We start from the raw sequence: 18,141 nt of genomic DNA on the forward strand, positions 1-18,141 counted from the left end.
ATACATCATCGCATTACTGGCGACTGTCATTTGCCTGGCGCAACAGCGTGCGGCTTTCACTCTGGAATCGCGTGGCGTAATCACCGAACCAGTGCTCCACTTTACGGAAACTGTCGATAAAGGCTTGTTTATCGCCGTGTTCCAGCAAGGTGATCGCTTCGCCAAAACGCTGATAATAGCGCTTGATCAGCGCCAGATTATTTTCAGACGACATGATGATGTCGGCGTAAAGCTGCGGATCCTGGGCAAACAGTCGCCCGACCATCGCCAGCTCCAGACGATAGATTGGCGAGGAAAGCGCCAGCAATTGTTCAAGCTGAACGTTCTCTTCCGCCAGGTGCAGCCCATAGGCGAAGGTTGCAAAGTGGCGCAGCGCCTGAATAAACGCCATGTTCTGGTCATGCTCTACCGCGCTAATGCGGTGCAAACGTGCTCCCCAGACCTGGATCTGTTCCAGGAACCACTGGTAGGCTTCCGGCTGCCGTCCGTCACAGTAAACCACTACCTGCTTCGCCAGGCTTCCGCTGTCCGGGCCAAACATCGGGTGTAACCCAAGCACGGGGCCAGTGTGCGCCGCCAGCATTGCCTGTAGCGGACCATTTTTAACGGAGGCCAGGTCCACCAGTATGCAATCTTCCGGCAGCGGAGGAAGTTTCGCGATTATTTGCTCCGTCACATGGATCGGCACGCTGACGATAACCATTCCGGCGTCTTTCATCAGCTCCGGCGCGTGCGACCAGTCCTCTTTCTCCAGAATGCGCACCTGATAGCCAGAAAGCGTCAGCATTTTCTCAAACAGACGCCCCATCTGCCCGCCACCACCGACGATAACCACCGGGCGCAGCGACGGACAGAGGGTTTTGAAGCCCTTGTCGTTTTCGCTGGAATAGGACTCGCGCATCACGCGACGCAGAACGTCCTCAATCAAATCAGGTGATACGCCCAGGGCCTGCGCCTCTTTACGGCGGGAGGCGAGCATAGAGGCCTCGCGCTCCGGAACGTAAATCGGCAGGCCGTATTTACTTTTAACCTCGCCGACCTCAGCAACCAGTGCCATGCGGCGCGCCAGAAGATCCAGCAACGCCTTATCCACTTCATCAATTTGATCGCGTAATGCGGTCAATTCAGCAACCATAACTACCCTCTTATGCCAGACGCGTCGCCAGCTGGCCGTTCAAATCTTTGTGGATCTCACGCAGCAGCGCATCGGTGGTTTCCCAGCTAATGCAGGCATCGGTGACCGAGACGCCGGGCTTCATCGCGCTACGCGGCTGTTCCGATGACTGATTGCCTTCATGAATATTACTTTCAATCATCAGGCCGATAATTGAACGGTTGCCATCTTTAATCTGAGCAATCACAGATTCTGCAACCGCAGGCTGGCGACGGTAATCTTTATTCGAATTACCATGACTGCAATCTACCATCAGCGCCGGACGCAGTCCCGCCTGTTCCATCTCTTTTTCACACTGCGCGACATCCGCCGGGCTGTAGTTTGGCGCTTTACCACCGCGCAGGATCACATGCCCGTCCGGGTTGCCCTGCGTTTGCAGCAGGCATACCTGGCCCGCCTGGTTGATCCCGACAAAACGATGGGGCATGGCGGCGGCGCGCATGGCGTTAATCGCCGTGGCCAGGCTGCCGTCGGTACCGTTTTTAAAACCAACCGGCATAGACAGGCCAGACGCCATCTCGCGGTGGGTTTGTGACTCGGTGGTGCGCGCCCCAATCGCAGACCAGCTAAACAGATCGCCCAGGTACTGCGGGCTGTTCGGATCCAGCGCTTCGGTAGCCAGCGGCAGCCCCATGCTCACCAGTTCCACCAGCAGGCGACGCGCAATTTTCAGTCCTGCTTCCACATCAAACGAGCCATCCATGTGCGGATCGTTGATCAACCCTTTCCAGCCAACGGTCGTACGTGGCTTCTCAAAATAGACGCGCATCACCAGATAGAGGCTATCGCTGACCTCCTCCGCTAATGCTTTAAATCGACGAGCGTACTCAATGGCGGTTTCAGGATCGTGAATAGAGCAAGGACCACATACCACCAGCAGGCGCGGATCGCGGCCAGCGATAATGTCAGAAATGGTCTGGCGCGAGTGCTCAATCTGAGCTTCCTGCGCGACGCTCAGCGGGAATTCCGCCTTCAGTTGATCCGGGGTGATTAACACCTGTTCGTCAGTGATATGTACGTTGTTCAGCGCGTCTTTTTGCATGATTGCGATCCTGTCAAACTCGTTTGCGATAGTGGTTTTCCTCGAAGAGGTGACACAACGATATCACATTAAGTAAAGATTTCAATCCAAAATACGTACACATTACTTTACACCAACCCTTTAATTGCAAAAATAATGGCCTAAAATCGTAAAGTTAAAATTACACACGCACGCCTGTAAGCCAGGCTATGCTCACAAAAAGGAGAATAGCCATGCGTTCAATTGCTTTTATGTTGTTGTCGCTGATTTTGTCGGGTTGCCAGATCAATCCTTATACTTTTCAGCCTGACTGGACCAGACCGGACTGGTTCACGGCCGGTAAAGAAGACGCTATGAATGGTGTTCCGGTTAAAGATAACCAGGCTCTGGCCGATAGTTTTAATGACCCTCAGGTTGATCGAGCGGAATATCTTCGTGGCTACGCTGACGGACAGAAAAAAATATGCGAAGAGGGCTTTATTCACGCCTGGGGATTAGCGGGCAAATCATTTCCTGCCAGCTGCGATGCAACTGAAAATGCAGTAAAACTGCATGAATCTTGGCAACAAGGATTGGATGAAAGTATGCGTTCCAGCAGGCTTAATTGAGCCTGCCTTAATTCCTCTGAATATAGCTCACTGTAAGATTTAGCTTAGGTCAAAACAGGGATATTTCTGACATAATGACGGCTTTGATAAACAATGGTATTCTGCCGACAATTCTTAAGGACATCTATTTCCGGGGCGGTTTGGCGGATTCTGATGAGAAATGCAATCTTGATCGCTTTGCTCCGACTCCCCCTGGCGCTAATACTGTTCATTTTAGTAGCCCCTGCAACGGCAGGCTCGTTCACGGAAACGGATAAATCAGTACGTTCGATTGTTTCTGGCATTGTGAGCTACACCCGATGGCCAGCACTGTCCGGCCAGCCTAAGCTCTGTATTTATGCCTCTTCCCATTACAGACAGGCGCTCAGCAGTGAAGATGAACACAACCCGTTGCCCTATAGTCCTGTCATTGTGCATAGCGATCGGGAAGCACTCGCAGCAAGGTGTGATGCCCTCTATTTCGGGAGCGAGTCGCCGGCAAAACAACAGGAAATAATAAATCAATATCAGGGCCAGGCGTTGCTATTAATGTCAGAACAAAATCCTGAATGCGTTATTGGCAGCGCATTTTGTCTGATAATAGAGCACAACCTCGTCAGGTTTTCCGTAAATCTGGATGCGCTGGCGCGCAGTGGCGTAAGAGTCAATCCGGATGTATTAATGCTCGCACGGAATAAGAAGCATGAATAAGGAAGTCGCACCAACACCGCGTCCGACGTTTAAAAGAACGTTGCGACGAATCAGCATGATAAGCGTCATTATAACGATGACGTTTATATGGTTGCTGCTGTGTTTCGCTTCCGTGGTGACATTAAAGCAATACGCGCAAAAAAACCTCGAACTTACCGGCGCCACCATGAGCCACAGCCTTGAAGCCTCTCTGGTGTTCAACGATGCCGTGGCGGCAAATGAAACGCTGGCGACCCTCGGCAAGCAGGGGCAGTTCGCCGTGGCGGAAGTGCTTAACGCACATCATAAACGGTTTGCCTGGTGGTCATGGAACCCGGCGGATAATACCGACACGCTGGGCGCGCTGGTCAACCGGTGGTTGTTCCCTGTTCCTGTCGCACAGCCCATCATACATAATGGCAATGTGATTGGCGAAATTCGTCTGACCGCGCGAGACAGCCTGATTAGCCACTTTATCTGGCTCTCATTTGCGGTCCTCACCGGCTGCATTCTTTTTGCCTCTGCCGTCGCATTGACCATCACCCGCTCGCTACATCATGGCATGGTTGTTGAAATGCAAAACATCACTGACGTTGTGCATGACGTTCGCACTAACCGCAACTTCTCTCGCCGGGTAACGGAAGGCCGCATTGAAGAGTTCCACCAGTTTGGTGAAGACTTCAACAGCCTGCTGGATGAAATGGAAGAGTGGCAGCTCAAGCTACAGGCGAAAAACGCTCAACTGTTGCGTACCGCCATGCACGATCCGCTCACGGGGCTTGCAAACCGCGCCGCGTTTCGCAACAACATTGCGGCATTAATGAACGACGCTTCAGCAAAAACTAATTCTGCCCTGCTCTTCCTGGACGGTGATAACTTCAAGGTTATCAATGACACCTGGGGTCATGCCGCAGGTGACTGCGTACTGATCGAAGCCGCCAAAAGGATGGTCGAGTTTGGCGAAAAACGTCATCAGTCTTACCGTCTTGGCGGCGATGAATTTGCCATGATCCTTTACGGCGTCCACACCGCACGTGAGGTCGAATTTATTTGCGCTGCGCTGTCGCAGCAATTTATCCGTCCGTTTGATCTGCATAACGGGCACACAGCATCAATGTCCCTCAGCATTGGCTTTGCTCTGGCGTGGGAAAATGCCTCCGTTGAAGCATTACTGGAGCAAGCCGATCGCAATATGTATCTGGTCAAAAACCAGCGTTCGAAAACAATATCCTGAAAGGAAGACGATATGTTAAAGCGATACTTTGCGCCGTTAATACTGGCATCACTGGTAATGTCCGGATGCCAGTCATCCCCTGAAGGGAAATTCACGCCAGAGCAAATTGCGGCCATGAAATCCTACGGCTTTAACGAACTGAATGGCGACTGGTCTCTGGGCCTGTCGGATAAGATCCTGTTTGATAAAAATGACGCCAGGCTGCGCCCGGAAAGTGAAACGCAGATCCAGACTATGGCCTCACGCCTGGCGGCAACCGGACTGAACCACGCCAGGATGGATGGTCATACGGATAACTATGGCGAAGAGAGCTACAACGAAGCGCTTTCGTTAAAACGTGCCAATGTTGTGGCGGATGCCTGGGCGAAGGGCGCGAACATCCCGCGCAGCAATCTCACTACGCGGGGCTTAGGCAAAAAATACCCTGTCAGCAGCAACCGCACTGCGCAGGGGCGCGCTGAAAACCGCCGGGTTGCGGTAGTCATCAGCACGCCTTAAGGCTATTTAACGGATGTTCCGGCGAGCGACACGCCTGAAACCGCTCGCCAGCGCAGCCAGTCAATTACAATAAAGACCGCCAGACTGACGCCCATTACCGGCAACGCCAGCCCCAGCAGGAGGCTTATCAGGAACGTCACTCCCCTTCCCCACAGCGGCAATGCCAGCCAGCTTTGGCAGAGCGTCTGTACCGGGTTCGCGGCTGACGTTGCAGGGCGACGCATCCACCACATCCGGTATCCCCAGATAATTAACACACACAGCGCAACGCCAAACGCGATGAGCAGCAGCTGATTTGCCAGACCAAACAGGATCCCCATATGGAAATCCACGCCCCAGCGGGTGAGTTTAGCCATCAGCGGGAAATCCCCGAAGCGAGAGCTGTCCAGCACCTTCAGTGAGTGGGGTTCCACGGCAACGGAATCAACCTGCGTTGGCCAGCGGCGATCGATTTCCGTCACTGTCCAGGCCTGGTCGACCCTGCTTGCCGGACGGATCTCAACGTTGTTCGCATCAATCCCTGACTGGCGGGCGACCTGCAATACGTTGTCAAAAAGCGACAGTTTGACTGGCATTTCAGGCATCGTCATTCCCCCGTGATGACCACGATGTTCGGCGTGTTCATCCCTCATTTCCGGCGCACCGGAAAGGGTGGTGTTTACCTGCGGCGTCAGCCAGTTCATCTCTGCACGCAGCTTATCGACGTTGCCACCGGCCCATTGTGACCAGGTTAACCCGGTGACTGAGAACAGCAGCATTCCCGCCAGTAACGTCCAGCCTAAGATCACATGCAGGCGACGACGATTCTGGAAACGATTGTTAATACGGCGCTTCGGTCGGGTGTAGAACCACAGCGCGATCCCGCCCAGGGCAGCAACCCACATCCACGAGGCGGCTAACTCGCTATAGAGGCGCCCGATGTTGCCCAGCATCAGCGAGGTATGCAGATAATCGATAGTCTGACGCAGCGGTAAAATCCCGCTGGTGCCGTACACGGTCATATCCCCTCGAAACTCAAGGCTGGTGGGATCAATAAAAATAGCCCGATGCTCGGAGGGACCCAGCGCCGGGTCGGCAAACATCACGCGGGTCGTTTCGCCCTCTTCCAGCCCCGGACGAACAGCATGTAAACGCAGCGCTGAACCCACGGCCTTTTCCGCCACGGCAATTTGTTCAGCAAGAGGCTGCGCCTCACCCACGGCCTCCGTGTGGAGTGCATGATGGTACAGCGCATGTTCAAGCTGCGGCGTGGCGACGTACAGCGTTCCGGTCAGCGCTGCGAAGAAGATAAACGGACCGACAAACAGCCCGATATAGAAATGGAGGCGACGCAGCAGGTTTCCCCATGCCGCGCGCGGAGTGCAGGTAGTCATACTTTTCCTTTTTAAGGCAAAAAGTGAGTGATTTTGTTTTAAAGGGAGAAAGCAGACCGACGCGGCGGCGCGCGGGTATCGGGGTAAAGCCAGGGGAAAAAGTGCCAGTGGCTGACCGCCTGACGAGGCGGCTTCACGCGCAGCCGCTGCAACACCACGCTGAGCAGAACGATAAGCGCCAGCATCACGCCCGGAACATGCGCTAACAGCACGCAGTAGCCGCACGCCTCCGCATGGTCAACTGGCATAGAATGCGGCATATCACCATGATGCTCGTCCATCGACATCATGCTCATGTCGTGGTGCATGCCCGGCATGGCGCTCATGGGATCTTTTTGCAGCGAGACGGAGATCAGCGGCGCCACGACGATCAGCAGGATCGCAAACAGCGCGGTCAATGCCGCTGCGCGTTTCCAGCTATGCTGATGCAGTACGTTATCCACTTACCCTCCGCCCAAGAGGCGAACATTGTAAATGATTTATGACGGAAGGGTTAACGCGAGAGGTGCGATGGGATAAAAAAAGGGCCAGCCTTTCGGCCAGCCCTTTCTAACAGGATGTCGCTTAAGCGAATCTTAGTTCAGACGCTCTTTAATACGAGCAGACTTACCAGTACGCTCACGCAGGTAGTACAGTTTAGCTTTACGTACAGCACCACGACGTTTAACAGCAATGCTGTCAACTACCGGAGAGTGAGTCTGGAAGACACGCTCAACGCCTTCGCCGTTGGAAATTTTACGAACAGTGAATGCAGAGTGCAGACCGCGGTTACGAATAGCGATAACCACGCCCTCGAATGCCTGCAGACGTTTTTTGGAACCTTCAACAACCCATACTTTCACTTCCACGGTGTCACCTGGACGGAAGGAAGGTACGTCCTGCTTCATCTGCTCTTGTTCAAGTTGCTTAATAATGTTGCTCATAATTTAATCTCTTATCCTGGGTAAACTGATATTCGGGTGCGTATTACGCATTCCCATCATGTTCATGCTACTGGTGCGCGTGTTCAGTTTTGAACTCGGCCAGCAACTTTGCTTGCTCTTCAGTCAGAGCCAGGTTTTCCAGAAGTTCAGGTCTTCTAAGCCAGGTTCGGCCCAGCGACTGCTTCAAACGCCAGCGACGTATCTCGGCATGGTTTCCAGACAGTAATACTGCCGGGACTTCCATCCCTTCTAACACTTCAGGACGAGTATAGTGTGGACAGTCCAGCAATCCATCGGCAAACGAATCTTCCGTTGCCGAAGCTTCATGGCCCAGTACACCCGGAATGAACCGGGCAACGGAGTCAATCAGCGTCATTGCTGGTAACTCACCACCGCTGAGAACGTAATCGCCGATAGACCATTCTTCGTCAATCTCGGTTTGAATTACGCGCTCATCTATCCCTTCGTAGCGACCACAGACCAGAATCAGCTTTTGATTCGTCGCCAGTTCGCTCACGCCCGCTTGATCAAGCTTGCGTCCCTGAGGTGACAGATAAATCACCTTCGCGCCTTCACCTGCCGCGGCTTTTGCTGTGTGAATGGCGTCCCGTAAGGGTTGCACCATCATCAACATCCCCGGTCCGCCGCCGTAAGGACGATCGTCCACGGTACGGTGCCGGTCGTGCGTGAAGTCACGAGGACTCCAGCTCTGGATGCTCAGCAGGCCATTCTTTACTGCCCGGCCAGTTACCCCGTAATCGGTAATCGCGCGGAACATTTCAGGAAACAGGCTAATTATGCCAATCCACATAGCGCCGTCTTTTACCGTTTATCCGGAGAATTTAAAAACCAGGATCCCAATCTACTTCAATGGTTTGAGTAGTGAGATCGACTTTCTTGATAACCTGTCCATCGAGGAACGGAACCAACCGCTCCTTGATGCCAAATGCATCTTTCAGGTTTGCCTTAATGACGAGAACGTCATTTGACCCGGTTTCCATCATGTCGATGACTTTCCCCAGGCTGTAGCCTTCAGTGGTCACTACCTGGCAACCCATAAGGTCTTTCCAGTAGTAGTCACCCTCTTCCAGCTGTGGCAACTGCGACGAATCCACAACAATTTCACAATTAGTCAGCGCATTCGCGGCATCACGATCGTCAATGCCTTTCAGCTTGATGATGATGTCCTGATTGTGGTGACGCCAGCTTTCCAGCTCGACCTCTTCCCACTTACCGGCTTTCTGGATAAACCAGGGCTGGTAATTAAAAATGCTATCAGCGTCTTCAGTGGAGGAAAACACTCTGAGCCAACCACGGATACCGTAGCAAGAACCCATTTTTCCCAATACGATCGGTTCAACAGGTGCTTTATTGCTCATCATGACCACCGTGACAGATTAAGCTGCTTTGTTTGCTGCTTTGATCAGCGTAGCAACGCGATCGGAAACAGTAGCGCCCTGGCCAACCCAGTGAGCGATACGATCCAGATCCAGACGGGTTTCTTCTTCTGCGCCAGCGGCCAGTGGGTTGAAGAAACCAACGCGCTCGATGAAGCGACCGTTGCGTGCATTACGGCTGTCAGTCACAACAACCTGGTAGAACGGACGCTTTTTAGCGCCGTGACGAGCTAAACGAATAGTTACCATAACATCCTCTTGTGTGAATAAAACAACCGGGCCCCATCGAGGAACGGAGCCCGGGTGTCATATTAAAAGCCCGAAAATTTTACTCATTTTCGGGCAAAAAGCAATCTCAAAAGCGATTAACGCCCAGGAAAACCGGGAGGCATCATGCCTTTCATGCCGCGCATCATCTTCGCCATGCCGCCTTTCTTCATTTTCTTCATCATGCGCTGCATGTCGTCGAACTGTTTCAGAAGGCGGTTAACGTCCTGCACCTGCATGCCGCAACCAGCTGCGATACGGCGTTTACGGGAACCTTTGATGATTTCTGGCTTCGCGCGCTCTTTCAGCGTCATCGAGTTGATGATGGCCTCCATACGCACCAGCACTTTGTCATCCATCTGGGATTTGACGTTGTCCGGGATCTGGCCCATGCCTGGCAGTTTGCCCATCAGGCTTGCCATGCCGCCCATGTTTTTCATCTGACGCAGCTGCTCAAGGAAGTCGGTCAGATCGAAACCGTCGCCCTTTTTCAGCTTGCTGGCGAGTTTTTCCGCCTGCGCGCGGTCAACCTTGCTTTCAATATCTTCGATCAGCGACAGCACGTCGCCCATGCCGAGGATACGGGAGGCAATACGATCCGGATGGAACGGCTCCAGCGCTTCGGTTTTCTCGCCCACGCCGAGGAACTTGATTGGCTTACCGGTGATATGACGAATAGAGAGCGCCGCACCGCCGCGGGCATCGCCGTCGACTTTGGTCAGCACCACGCCGGTTAACGGCAGGGCTTCGTTAAACGCTTTTGCGGTGTTCGCCGCATCCTGACCGGTCATGGCGTCAACAACAAACAGGGTCTCTACCGGATTGATAGAGGCATGCACCTGCTTGATTTCGTCCATCATCGCTTCGTCAACGTGCAGACGACCGGCGGTATCCACCAGCAGCACGTCGTAGAATTTCAGCTTCGCCTCTTTCAGCGCCGCGTTAACGATATCGACAGGCTTCTGCGCCACGTCGGACGGGAAGAAGTCTACGCCAACCTGCTCGGCCAACGTTTCCAGCTGTTTGATCGCCGCCGGGCGATACACGTCCGCCGACACCACCAGCACCTTTTTCTTGTGCTTTTCGCGCAGGAATTTCCCCAGCTTACCGACGCTGGTGGTTTTACCCGCACCTTGCAGACCCGCCATCAGCACGACGGCCGGCGGCTGAGCCGCCAGGTTTAGCACCTGGTTCTCTTCGCCCATCGCCGAAACCAGCTCGTTACGGACGATTTTGACGAACTCCTGACCCGGAGTCAGGCTCTTGTTCACTTCATGGCCAACCGCTTTCTCTTTCACGCGGTTGATAAAATCACGCACGACCGGCAACGCGACGTCTGCTTCCAGCAGCGCCATGCGCACTTCGCGCAGCGTTTCCTTGATGTTCTCTTCGGTGAGGCGTCCACGGCCGCTGATGTTGCGCAGCGTGCGCGACAAACGATCGGTTAAATTATCAAACATTGTCTCTCGCCTGGGGTAGAAACGTTAGGTCGCCTGGGCGACACATACACAGAATTTTGCCGGAGTATAACATGAAGGCGCCTTTGTTGTTATGCAACGGTTGGAGCAGGCGTCACGTAACGTTATACTGCTTCTCTTTCTTATTAAGACAACTGTCGACGCCTATATGCCTGTTTTCGCACTGATCGCCCTTGTTGCCTACTCTGTCAGCCTCGCGCTGATCATTCCTGGCCTGCTGCAAAAAAACAGCGGCTGGCGGCGCATGGCTATTCTTTCGGCAGTGATCGCACTGATTAGCCACGCGTTTGCGCTGGAATCACGGATCATTCCCGGCGACGGCAGCGTGCAAAATCTGAGCGTACTGAACGTCGGCTCGCTGGTCAGCCTGATGATCTGTACGGTCATGACCATTGTCGCGTCTAAAAACCGTGGCTGGCTGCTGCTGCCGATAGTCTACGCCTTTGCGCTGATCAACCTGGCGTTAGCCACGTTCATGCCCAATGAGTTTATTACTCACCTGGAAGCCACGCCGGGGATGCTGGTGCATATTGGTCTGTCGCTGTTCTCCTACGCGACGTTGATCATCGCCGCCCTTTACGCCATGCAGCTCGCCTGGATTGACTACCAGCTGAAAAATAAAAAGCTGGCGTTTAACCACGAAATGCCGCCGCTGATGGTGATTGAGCGTAAGATGTTCCACATCACCCAGGTCGGTGTGGTTCTGCTGACGCTGACGCTGTGCACGGGCTTGTTTTATATGAAGAACCTGTTCAGCGTGGAGAATATCGATAAAGCGGTCCTCTCCATCATCGCGTGGTTTGTCTATATTGTCCTGTTATGGGGCCATTATCATGAAGGCTGGCGCGGTCGTCGCGTGGTCTGGTTCAACGTAGCGGGTGCGGGCATTCTCACGCTTGCCTATTTTGGTAGCCGCTTCATACAGCAATTTGCTGGCTAAGTAACAAAAGGAGTTCCCCCTGGAACACATCTCTACCACCACGCTGATCGTCATTCTGGTCATCATGGTGGTCATCTCCGCTTATTTCTCTGGCTCTGAAACCGGCATGATGACGCTGAACCGCTACCGGTTACGTCATCGCGCCAAGCAGGGTAACCGTGCCGCGCGTCGTGTCGAAAAGCTTCTGCGTAAGCCGGACCGGCTGATTAGCCTGGTGCTTATCGGTAACAACCTGGTCAATATTCTCGCTTCTGCGTTGGGCACCATCGTCGGGATGCGTCTGTACGGCAACGCAGGCGTGGCGATTGCCACAGGTGTGCTCACGTTTGTGGTGCTGGTGTTTGCGGAAGTGCTGCCCAAAACCATCGCCGCGCTTTACCCGGAAAAAGTCGCCTACCCGAGCAGCTTCCTGTTAGCACCGCTGCTTATTCTGATGATGCCGCTGGTCTGGCTGCTGAATATGGTGACACGGGTGCTGATGCGCATGGTGGGTATAAAGGCAGACGTCACCATTAGTAGCGCGCTCAGCAAAGACGAACTGCGTACCATCGTGAATGAATCCCGCTCGCAGATCTCCCGCCGCAATCAGGACATGCTCCTGTCGGTGCTGGATCTGGAAAAGGTCAGCGTTGACGACATCATGGTGCCGCGCAATGAAATCGTCGGGATTGATATCAACGACGACTGGAAGGCCATTGTCCGCCAGCTGACACACTCCCCGCACGGGCGTATCGTCCTCTATCGCGATTCCCTCGACGATGCCATCAGCATGCTGCGCGTGCGCGAGGCCTATCGTCTGATGACTGAGAAAAACGAGTTCACCAAAGAGGTAATGCTGCGCGCCGCCGACGAAATTTACTACGTGCCGGAAGGCACCCCACTCAGCACGCAGCTGGTGAAGTTCCAGCGAAACAAGAAGAAAGTCGGCCTGGTGGTGGATGAATACGGCGACATACAGGGGCTGGTGACGGTCGAAGATATTCTGGAAGAGATTGTCGGGGACTTTACCACGTCGATGTCGCCTTCCCTTGCGGAAGAGGTCACCCCGCAAAACGACGGGTCAGTGCTTATCGACGGCAGCGCCAACATTCGTGAAATCAATAAAGCGTTCAACTGGCATTTGCCGGAAGACGAAGCGCGGACGATGAACGGTATGATCCTGGAAGCGCTGGAAGAGATCCCGGCGGCAGGCACGCGCGTGCGCATTGAACAGTATGATATTGATATTCTGGACGTTCAGGACAACATGATTAAGCAGGTGAAGGTCCTGCCCGTTAAGCCTCTACGCGAAAGTATTGCCGAATAAAATGTAGGCCGGGTAAGGCGAACGCCGCCACCCGGCACTACAGGCAGCACGTTACGCTTTCGCTTTCGCCACGGTCACCATCGCAGCGCGAATAGTACGACCGTTCAGGGTATACCCTTTCTGCATCACGCCCAGCACGTTACCCGCGGCAACGTCTTCGGATTCCACCATCGCAATGGCCTGGTGAACGTTTGGATCCAGCGGTACATCCGTATCGGCAATCACTTCAACACCGAACTTACGCACCACATCCAGCATGGATTTCAGCGTCAGCTCAATGCCTTCAATCATCGCCGCGTTATCCGGGTTGGCTTTATCCGCCACTTCCAGCGCGCGATCCAGGCTGTCGATCACCGGAAGCAGTTCGTTGACGAATTTCTCCAGCGCAAATTTGTGCGCCTTTTCAACGTCCAGCTCGGTACGACGGCGCAGGTTTTCCATTTCCGCTTTGATACGCAGTACGCCATCGCGTTCGCGATTCTGCGCTTCTACCAACTGAGCTTCCAGGTTGGCAATTTTTTCATCGCGCGGGTCCACCTGCTCAGCAGACGTGTCTGGCTCTACTGCCTCAACTTCATCGTGCTGTTCCGTGATAATTTCTTCAGGGGCTTGCCCCTCAGGCGTTTTCTGTTCTTTACTACTCATGAATTTCTCCGCGTTTTTCTGCATTCATCTCGCTAACTTCGCTTATTATGGGGATCAGTTTCCTGGATTCAAGGGAACAAGGCAGATTGTCATCATTCATCAGGCACAAGGACCTCCAGAAAATGAATAATCATTTCAGGTGTATTGGGATCGTCGGCCATCCGCGTCACCCTACCGCATTGACGACACATGAAATGTTGTATCGCTGGCTGTGTGGTAAAGGCTATGAAGTGATGGTCGAGCAGCAGATCGCCCAGGAGTTGCAGCTTAAAAGCGTCAGAACCGGCACGCTGGCGGAAATTGGCCAGCAGGCGGATCTCGCCGTGGTGGTCGGTGGCGACGGCAATATGCTGGGCGCGGCGCGAACGCTGGCTCGCTATGATATTAAGGTTATTGGTATTAACCGTGGCAATCTCGGTTTCCTGACCGACCTCGACCCGGACAATGCGCAGCAGCAGCTGGCGGACGTGCTGGAAGGCCACTATATCAGTGAAAAACGGTTTTTACTGGAAGCCCAGGTGTGTCAGCAGGACTGCCAGAAGCGCATCAGCACCGCCATTAACGAGGTGGTTCTCCATCCCGGTAAAGTGGCGCACATGATCGAGTTCGAAGTCTATATCGACGAAATATTCGCTTTCTCGCAGCGTTCTGACGGGCTGATTATTTCAACCCCGACGGGGTCAACTGCCTACTCGCTTTCAGCCGGAGGCCCAATCCTGACGCCATCGCTGGATGCCATAACCCTGGTGCCGATGTTCCCGCATACGCTCTCGGCGCGTCCGCTGGTGATCAACGGCGACAGCACCATCCGCCTGCGTTTTTCCCATCGCCGTAACGACCTGGAGATCAGCTGCGACAGTCAGATTGCGCTCCCCATTCAGGAAGGTGAAGATGTCCTCATTCGCCGCTGCGATTACCATCTGAACCTGATTCACCCGAAAGATTACAGCTATTTCAACACATTAAGCTCCAAGCTCGGCTGGTCAAAAAAATTGTTCTGATTTTGCATCCAGCACTTTACTGTATATAAAACCAGTTTATACTGTATACAAACACAGTTATGGTTTTTCATACAGGAAAACAATTATGCTGGCACAACTGACCATCAGCAACTTTGCCATTGTTCGTGAGCTTGAGATCGACTTCCATAGCGGAATGACGGCGATTACCGGTGAAACCGGTGCAGGTAAATCCATTGCCATTGATGCCCTCGGCTTGTGCCTCGGCGGTCGTGCTGAGGGGGATATGGTGCGCACAGGCGCCGCCCGTGCCGATCTCTGCGCCCGCTTCTCGTTGAAAGACACACCTGCCGCCCTGCGCTGGCTGGAAGCGAACCAGCTCGAAGACGGACGTGAGTGTTTACTTCGCCGCGTCATCAGCAGCGATGGCCGCTCCCGCGGTTTTATCAATGGTACAGCGGTTCCCCTTTCCCAGCTTCGCGAGCTGGGCCAGCTGCTCATCCAGATCCATGGTCAGCATGCGCACCAGCAGTTAATCAAACCCGAACAGCAGAAAGCCCTGCTTGATGGCTACGCAGGTGAGTACGCGCTTACTCAACTCATGGCGGAGCACTATCGTCAGTGGCATCAAAGCTGCCGCGAACTTGCGCAGCATCAGCAGCAAAGCCAGGAGCGTACCGCGCGCGCCGAGCTGCTGGAATATCAGCTGAAAGAGCTGAACGAATTTAACCCGCAGGCGGGTGAATTTGAGCAAATCGACGAAGAGTACAAGCGTCTGGCCAACAGCGGTCAGCTGCTTTCCACCAGCCAGACTGCCCTTAACATGCTGGCGGATGGCGAAGACGTGAATTTGCAGAGCCAGCTGTATAACGTGCGTCAGCTTGTGACCGAACTGACCGGCATGGACAATAAGCTTTCTGGCGTACTGGAAATGCTGGAAGAGGCCGCGATTCAGATTTCAGAAGCCGGGGATGAACTGCGCCACTACTGTGAACGTCTGGATCTCGACCCGAACCGTCTGTTCGAACTTGAGCAACGCATCTCCCGTCAGATTTCACTGGCGCGTAAGCATCACGTAACCCCGGAAGAGCTGCCGAATTACTATCAGTCTCTGCTGGAGGAACAGCAGCAGCTGGACGATCAGGCCGATTCCCTTGAAACCTTGTCTCTGGCGGTCAATCTGCATCATCAGCAGGCGCTGGAAACGGCGAAACGGCTGCATGACGTGCGGCAACACTATGCGCTGGAGCTTAGCCAGCACATTACCGACAGTATGCATACGCTGGCGATGCCGCATGGGGTGTTCACCATAGATGTTCGCTTTGAAGAGAATCACCTGACGGCGGAAGGCGCAGACCGCGTAGAATTCCGCGTCACCACCAACCCGGGCCAGCCTTTGCAGGCGATTTCGAAAGTGGCTTCCGGCGGTGAACTGTCGCGTATCGCCCTGGCCATTCAGGTGATTACCGCCCGTAAAATGGAAACCCCGGCGTTGATTTTCGATGAAGTGGATGTGGGGATCAGCGGCCCGACCGCGGCCGTTGTCGGCAAACTGCTGCGTCAGTTGGGTGAATCGACACAGGTCATGTGTGTGACTCACCTGCCGCAGGTCGCCGGTTGTGGTCATCACCACTTTATCGTCAGCAAGGAAACCGATGGCGAAATGACGGAAACGCACATGAAGCCGCTGGATAAACGCTCACGCTTGCAGGAGCTGGCACGCCTGCTCGGCGGCAGTGAAGTCACCCGCAATACGCTTGCGAATGCGAAAGAACTGCTGGCGGCATAAACTTTTTCGGGATCTCAGGGTCATACAGAACAACAAAAACGCCGCCAGACCGGTTTCAAAGTGGGGCAAGGTCTATTATCATCGGCATATTACATATGAGCCGCGTACTGCTCGGGCCCGAAAAGGAATCAAATCACTATGCGCTGTAAAACGCTGACCGCTGCCGCAGCGGTTCTTCTGATGTTGACCGCAGGCTGTTCCACTCTGGAGAAAGTGGTTTACCGTCCTGACATCAACCAGGGGAACTACCTTACCCCTAACGATGTGTCCAAAATCCGCGTGGGTATGACACAACAGCAGGTCGCTTATGCCCTGGGAACCCCGATGATGTCCGATCCGTTCGGCACAAACACCTGGTTCTATGTATTCCGCCAGCAGCCTGGTCATGAAGATGTGACCCAGCAAACCCTGACGCTGACCTTCAGCAGTGCCGGCGTGCTGACCAACATCGACAACAAGCCTGCCCTGACCAAATAATCAGGCGTCAGCAACGCAAAAAGGTGCTCAATGAGCACCTTTTTTGTATCTGAATTCTTACGCAGAATCGTAGCCCCGGTAAGCGAAGGGTATGAACCGGAAACATGGGTAACACTTTAGACCGGATACATGGGTAACAGTTATAACTGGCATAGAAGAGGAGACTCGCTATGCCCTGGACTGAGACCCGACCTATGCAACGCCTTGATTTTATCCGTGCCTGCCATGCAGGTACGGATTCTTTTTCAGCCCTCTGCCGTCTCTTCGGCATCAGCCGAAAAACCGGTTACAAATGGCTTCATCGTTTTGACCCCTCTGACCTGTCATCTCTCTCTGACCGGTCGCGTGCTCCGCACTCCCACTCCCGTACAGTTCCTGATGATATCGCCGGGCAGCTTACGGCCCTGAGGCAGAAACACCCTGACTGGGGCCCCAAAAAACTGCGGATGTGGCTGCTCAATCATCACGTCGATTTTACCGTCCCCGCTGCCAGCACTATCGGCGATATCCTCAAGCGTGAAGGCCTGGTTCCGGATAAAAAGCGAAAACGCAGAACCCCGGGCAATCGCCAGCCCCTGACCATCATCAGTGAGAACAATCAGGTCTGGAGCGCTGATTTTAAAGGCAAGTTCAGGCTGCTGAGCCGGAAATACTGTCATCCCTTCACCCTGACCGACAATCACAGCCGGTATCTTCTGAGCTGCCGGGGAACGGACCGGGAGAGCGAGCCCTTCGTCAGGCAGTGCCTGACGGATGCGTTCCTGGAGTACGGTCTGCCGGAAGTCCTGAGAACGGATAATGGACAGCCTTTCGCAGGAACAGGTATCGCCGGGTTAAGTCGCCTTGCAGTCTGGCTGATAAAGCTGGGCATCAGACCGGAACGTATCAGAAAGGGGCATCCGGAAGAAAACGGCCGTCATGAGAGAATGCACCGTTCGCTGAAAAGTGCAGTAAAACAGGGCAACACCTTTATGACGATGGAAGAACAACAGCGGTGGTTCAGTGACTACCGGGAAGAGTTTAACTACGAAAGGCCGCATGAAGCCCTGGCGGGTGCAACGCCCGGAACGGTATGGCAGCCCTCAGGCCGACACTGGGATGGCAGGGTTCCTGAATATGCTTATCCGGAAGGAGGTACGGTCTACAGGGTGAAATCAAGGGGGACACTCTATATGGGGAAAAAGGGGACGGTGTTCCTGAGTGAAGCGCTGACTGATGAGTACATCATGCTGGAAGAACAGGATGATGGCCTTGAGGCCATCATCTTTAACGGAATAACGCTTGCGTACTACGACCGAAAAACCCAGAGTGTGCTCCGGATAGACTGAAAAGTGTTACCTATGTTCCCGGTCTGATCTGTCACCTATGTATCCGGTCATACAG

Annotated in this window: 20 protein-coding genes; 10 read left to right on the forward strand and 10 right to left on the reverse strand. The window is 53.9% G+C overall.

The features are described 5' to 3' along the window. Positions 1 to 13: 13 nt before the first annotated feature. Entirely contained in the window at positions 14 to 1,135 is a 1,122-nt protein-coding gene (gene tyrA, locus ACQG0T_RS17210; RefSeq protein WP_006811631.1) for a bifunctional chorismate mutase/prephenate dehydrogenase, read from the reverse strand. A gap of 10 nt (positions 1,136 to 1,145) precedes the next feature. Continuing rightward, on the reverse strand, positions 1,146 to 2,216 hold the full coding sequence (aroF, locus tag ACQG0T_RS17215; RefSeq protein WP_006811632.1) for a 3-deoxy-7-phosphoheptulonate synthase AroF: 1,071 nt from the start codon (positions 2,214 to 2,216) through the stop codon (positions 1,146 to 1,148). A 212-nt stretch (positions 2,217 to 2,428) separates the two neighbouring features. Here aroF and ACQG0T_RS17220 point away from each other — a divergent pair, with 212 nt between their 5' ends. The 4 genes from ACQG0T_RS17220 (at position 2,429) to ACQG0T_RS17235 (ending at position 5,204) form a co-directional block, all read left to right on the forward strand. After that, complete coding sequence (locus ACQG0T_RS17220; protein WP_032649145.1) at positions 2,429 to 2,803, forward strand: DUF2799 domain-containing protein; 375 nt, start codon at positions 2,429 to 2,431, stop codon at positions 2,801 to 2,803. Positions 2,804 to 2,956: 153 nt separating this feature from the next. Further along, entirely contained in the window at positions 2,957 to 3,493 is a 537-nt protein-coding gene (locus ACQG0T_RS17225) for a YfiR family protein (RefSeq protein WP_032619208.1), read from the forward strand. Beyond that, positions 3,486 to 4,706 (forward strand): diguanylate cyclase DgcN, encoded by a 1,221-nt coding sequence (gene dgcN, locus ACQG0T_RS17230; protein WP_017692859.1) that lies wholly within the window; start codon positions 3,486 to 3,488, stop codon positions 4,704 to 4,706. Before ACQG0T_RS17225 ends, dgcN begins: the two co-directional genes overlap by 8 nt. Before the next feature lie 12 nt (positions 4,707 to 4,718). Further along, a complete protein-coding gene (locus ACQG0T_RS17235) occupies positions 4,719 to 5,204 on the forward strand; it encodes an OmpA family protein (RefSeq protein ID WP_017382956.1) in 486 nt (161 codons plus the stop codon). A 2-nt stretch (positions 5,205 to 5,206) separates the two neighbouring features. Here ACQG0T_RS17235 and ACQG0T_RS17240 read toward each other — a convergent pair whose 3' ends face one another. From ACQG0T_RS17240 to ffh, 7 genes are all read right to left on the reverse strand, one after another. Next, positions 5,207 to 6,577: a PepSY-associated TM helix domain-containing protein gene (locus ACQG0T_RS17240; protein ID WP_252051888.1), complete on the reverse strand. Its 1,371-nt coding sequence runs from the start codon at positions 6,575 to 6,577 to the stop codon at positions 5,207 to 5,209. Positions 6,578 to 6,615: 38 nt separating this feature from the next. After that, positions 6,616 to 7,020, reverse strand: a complete 405-nt coding sequence (locus tag ACQG0T_RS17245; protein ID WP_017382958.1) for a DUF2946 domain-containing protein — start codon at positions 7,018 to 7,020, stop codon at positions 6,616 to 6,618. Positions 7,021 to 7,152: 132 nt separating this feature from the next. After that, positions 7,153 to 7,500: a 50S ribosomal protein L19 gene (rplS, locus tag ACQG0T_RS17250; RefSeq protein ID WP_002914145.1), complete on the reverse strand. Its 348-nt coding sequence runs from the start codon at positions 7,498 to 7,500 to the stop codon at positions 7,153 to 7,155. Between the two features lie 67 nt (positions 7,501 to 7,567). Continuing rightward, entirely contained in the window at positions 7,568 to 8,311 is a 744-nt protein-coding gene (gene trmD, locus ACQG0T_RS17255) for a tRNA (guanosine(37)-N1)-methyltransferase TrmD (protein WP_062938601.1), read from the reverse strand. Between the two features lie 31 nt (positions 8,312 to 8,342). After that, entirely contained in the window at positions 8,343 to 8,882 is a 540-nt protein-coding gene (rimM, locus tag ACQG0T_RS17260; RefSeq protein ID WP_015571575.1) for a ribosome maturation factor RimM, read from the reverse strand. 15 nt (positions 8,883 to 8,897) lie between these two features. Continuing rightward, positions 8,898 to 9,146, reverse strand: a complete 249-nt coding sequence (gene rpsP / locus ACQG0T_RS17265) for a 30S ribosomal protein S16 (RefSeq protein WP_003863133.1) — start codon at positions 9,144 to 9,146, stop codon at positions 8,898 to 8,900. A gap of 116 nt (positions 9,147 to 9,262) precedes the next feature. Then, positions 9,263 to 10,624 carry a signal recognition particle protein gene (gene ffh / locus ACQG0T_RS17270; RefSeq protein ID WP_003863132.1) on the reverse strand — a complete coding sequence of 454 codons (1,362 nt, stop codon included), beginning with the start codon at positions 10,622 to 10,624 and terminating at the stop codon, positions 9,263 to 9,265. Positions 10,625 to 10,790: 166 nt separating this feature from the next. Between ffh and ACQG0T_RS17275 the strand changes: the two genes are divergently transcribed. Together ACQG0T_RS17275 and ACQG0T_RS17280 are read left to right on the forward strand one after the other, a co-directional pair. Further along, positions 10,791 to 11,582, forward strand: coding sequence for a cytochrome C assembly family protein (locus tag ACQG0T_RS17275; protein ID WP_014832951.1), 792 nt, complete (start codon positions 10,791 to 10,793; stop codon positions 11,580 to 11,582). A 19-nt stretch (positions 11,583 to 11,601) separates the two neighbouring features. Beyond that, positions 11,602 to 12,888, forward strand: a complete 1,287-nt coding sequence (locus ACQG0T_RS17280; protein WP_026094274.1) for an HlyC/CorC family transporter — start codon at positions 11,602 to 11,604, stop codon at positions 12,886 to 12,888. 51 nt (positions 12,889 to 12,939) lie between these two features. On the opposite strand, the gene grpE is transcribed toward ACQG0T_RS17280, so the two are convergent. Further along, entirely contained in the window at positions 12,940 to 13,533 is a 594-nt protein-coding gene (gene grpE / locus ACQG0T_RS17285; RefSeq protein WP_003863126.1) for a nucleotide exchange factor GrpE, read from the reverse strand. 122 nt (positions 13,534 to 13,655) lie between these two features. Here grpE and nadK point away from each other — a divergent pair, with 122 nt between their 5' ends. The 4 genes from nadK to ACQG0T_RS17305 all read left to right on the forward strand — a co-directional run bounded on the left by nadK (position 13,656) and on the right by ACQG0T_RS17305 (position 18,086). Continuing rightward, a complete protein-coding gene (gene nadK, locus ACQG0T_RS17290; protein WP_017383004.1) occupies positions 13,656 to 14,534 on the forward strand; it encodes an NAD(+) kinase in 879 nt (292 codons plus the stop codon). 85 nt (positions 14,535 to 14,619) lie between these two features. Continuing rightward, on the forward strand, positions 14,620 to 16,281 hold the full coding sequence (gene recN / locus ACQG0T_RS17295) for a DNA repair protein RecN (RefSeq protein ID WP_015571579.1): 1,662 nt from the start codon (positions 14,620 to 14,622) through the stop codon (positions 16,279 to 16,281). A gap of 138 nt (positions 16,282 to 16,419) precedes the next feature. Next, on the forward strand, positions 16,420 to 16,758 hold the full coding sequence (bamE, locus tag ACQG0T_RS17300; protein ID WP_003863121.1) for an outer membrane protein assembly factor BamE: 339 nt from the start codon (positions 16,420 to 16,422) through the stop codon (positions 16,756 to 16,758). A gap of 170 nt (positions 16,759 to 16,928) precedes the next feature. After that, entirely contained in the window at positions 16,929 to 18,086 is a 1,158-nt protein-coding gene (locus tag ACQG0T_RS17305) for a DDE-type integrase/transposase/recombinase (RefSeq protein ID WP_271040396.1), read from the forward strand. Positions 18,087 to 18,141 lie beyond the last annotated feature (55 nt).

It is taken from the genome of Enterobacter cloacae complex sp. 302F9 (genome assembly GCF_050030335.1).
Classification (GTDB): domain Bacteria; phylum Pseudomonadota; class Gammaproteobacteria; order Enterobacterales; family Enterobacteriaceae; genus Enterobacter; species Enterobacter hormaechei_C.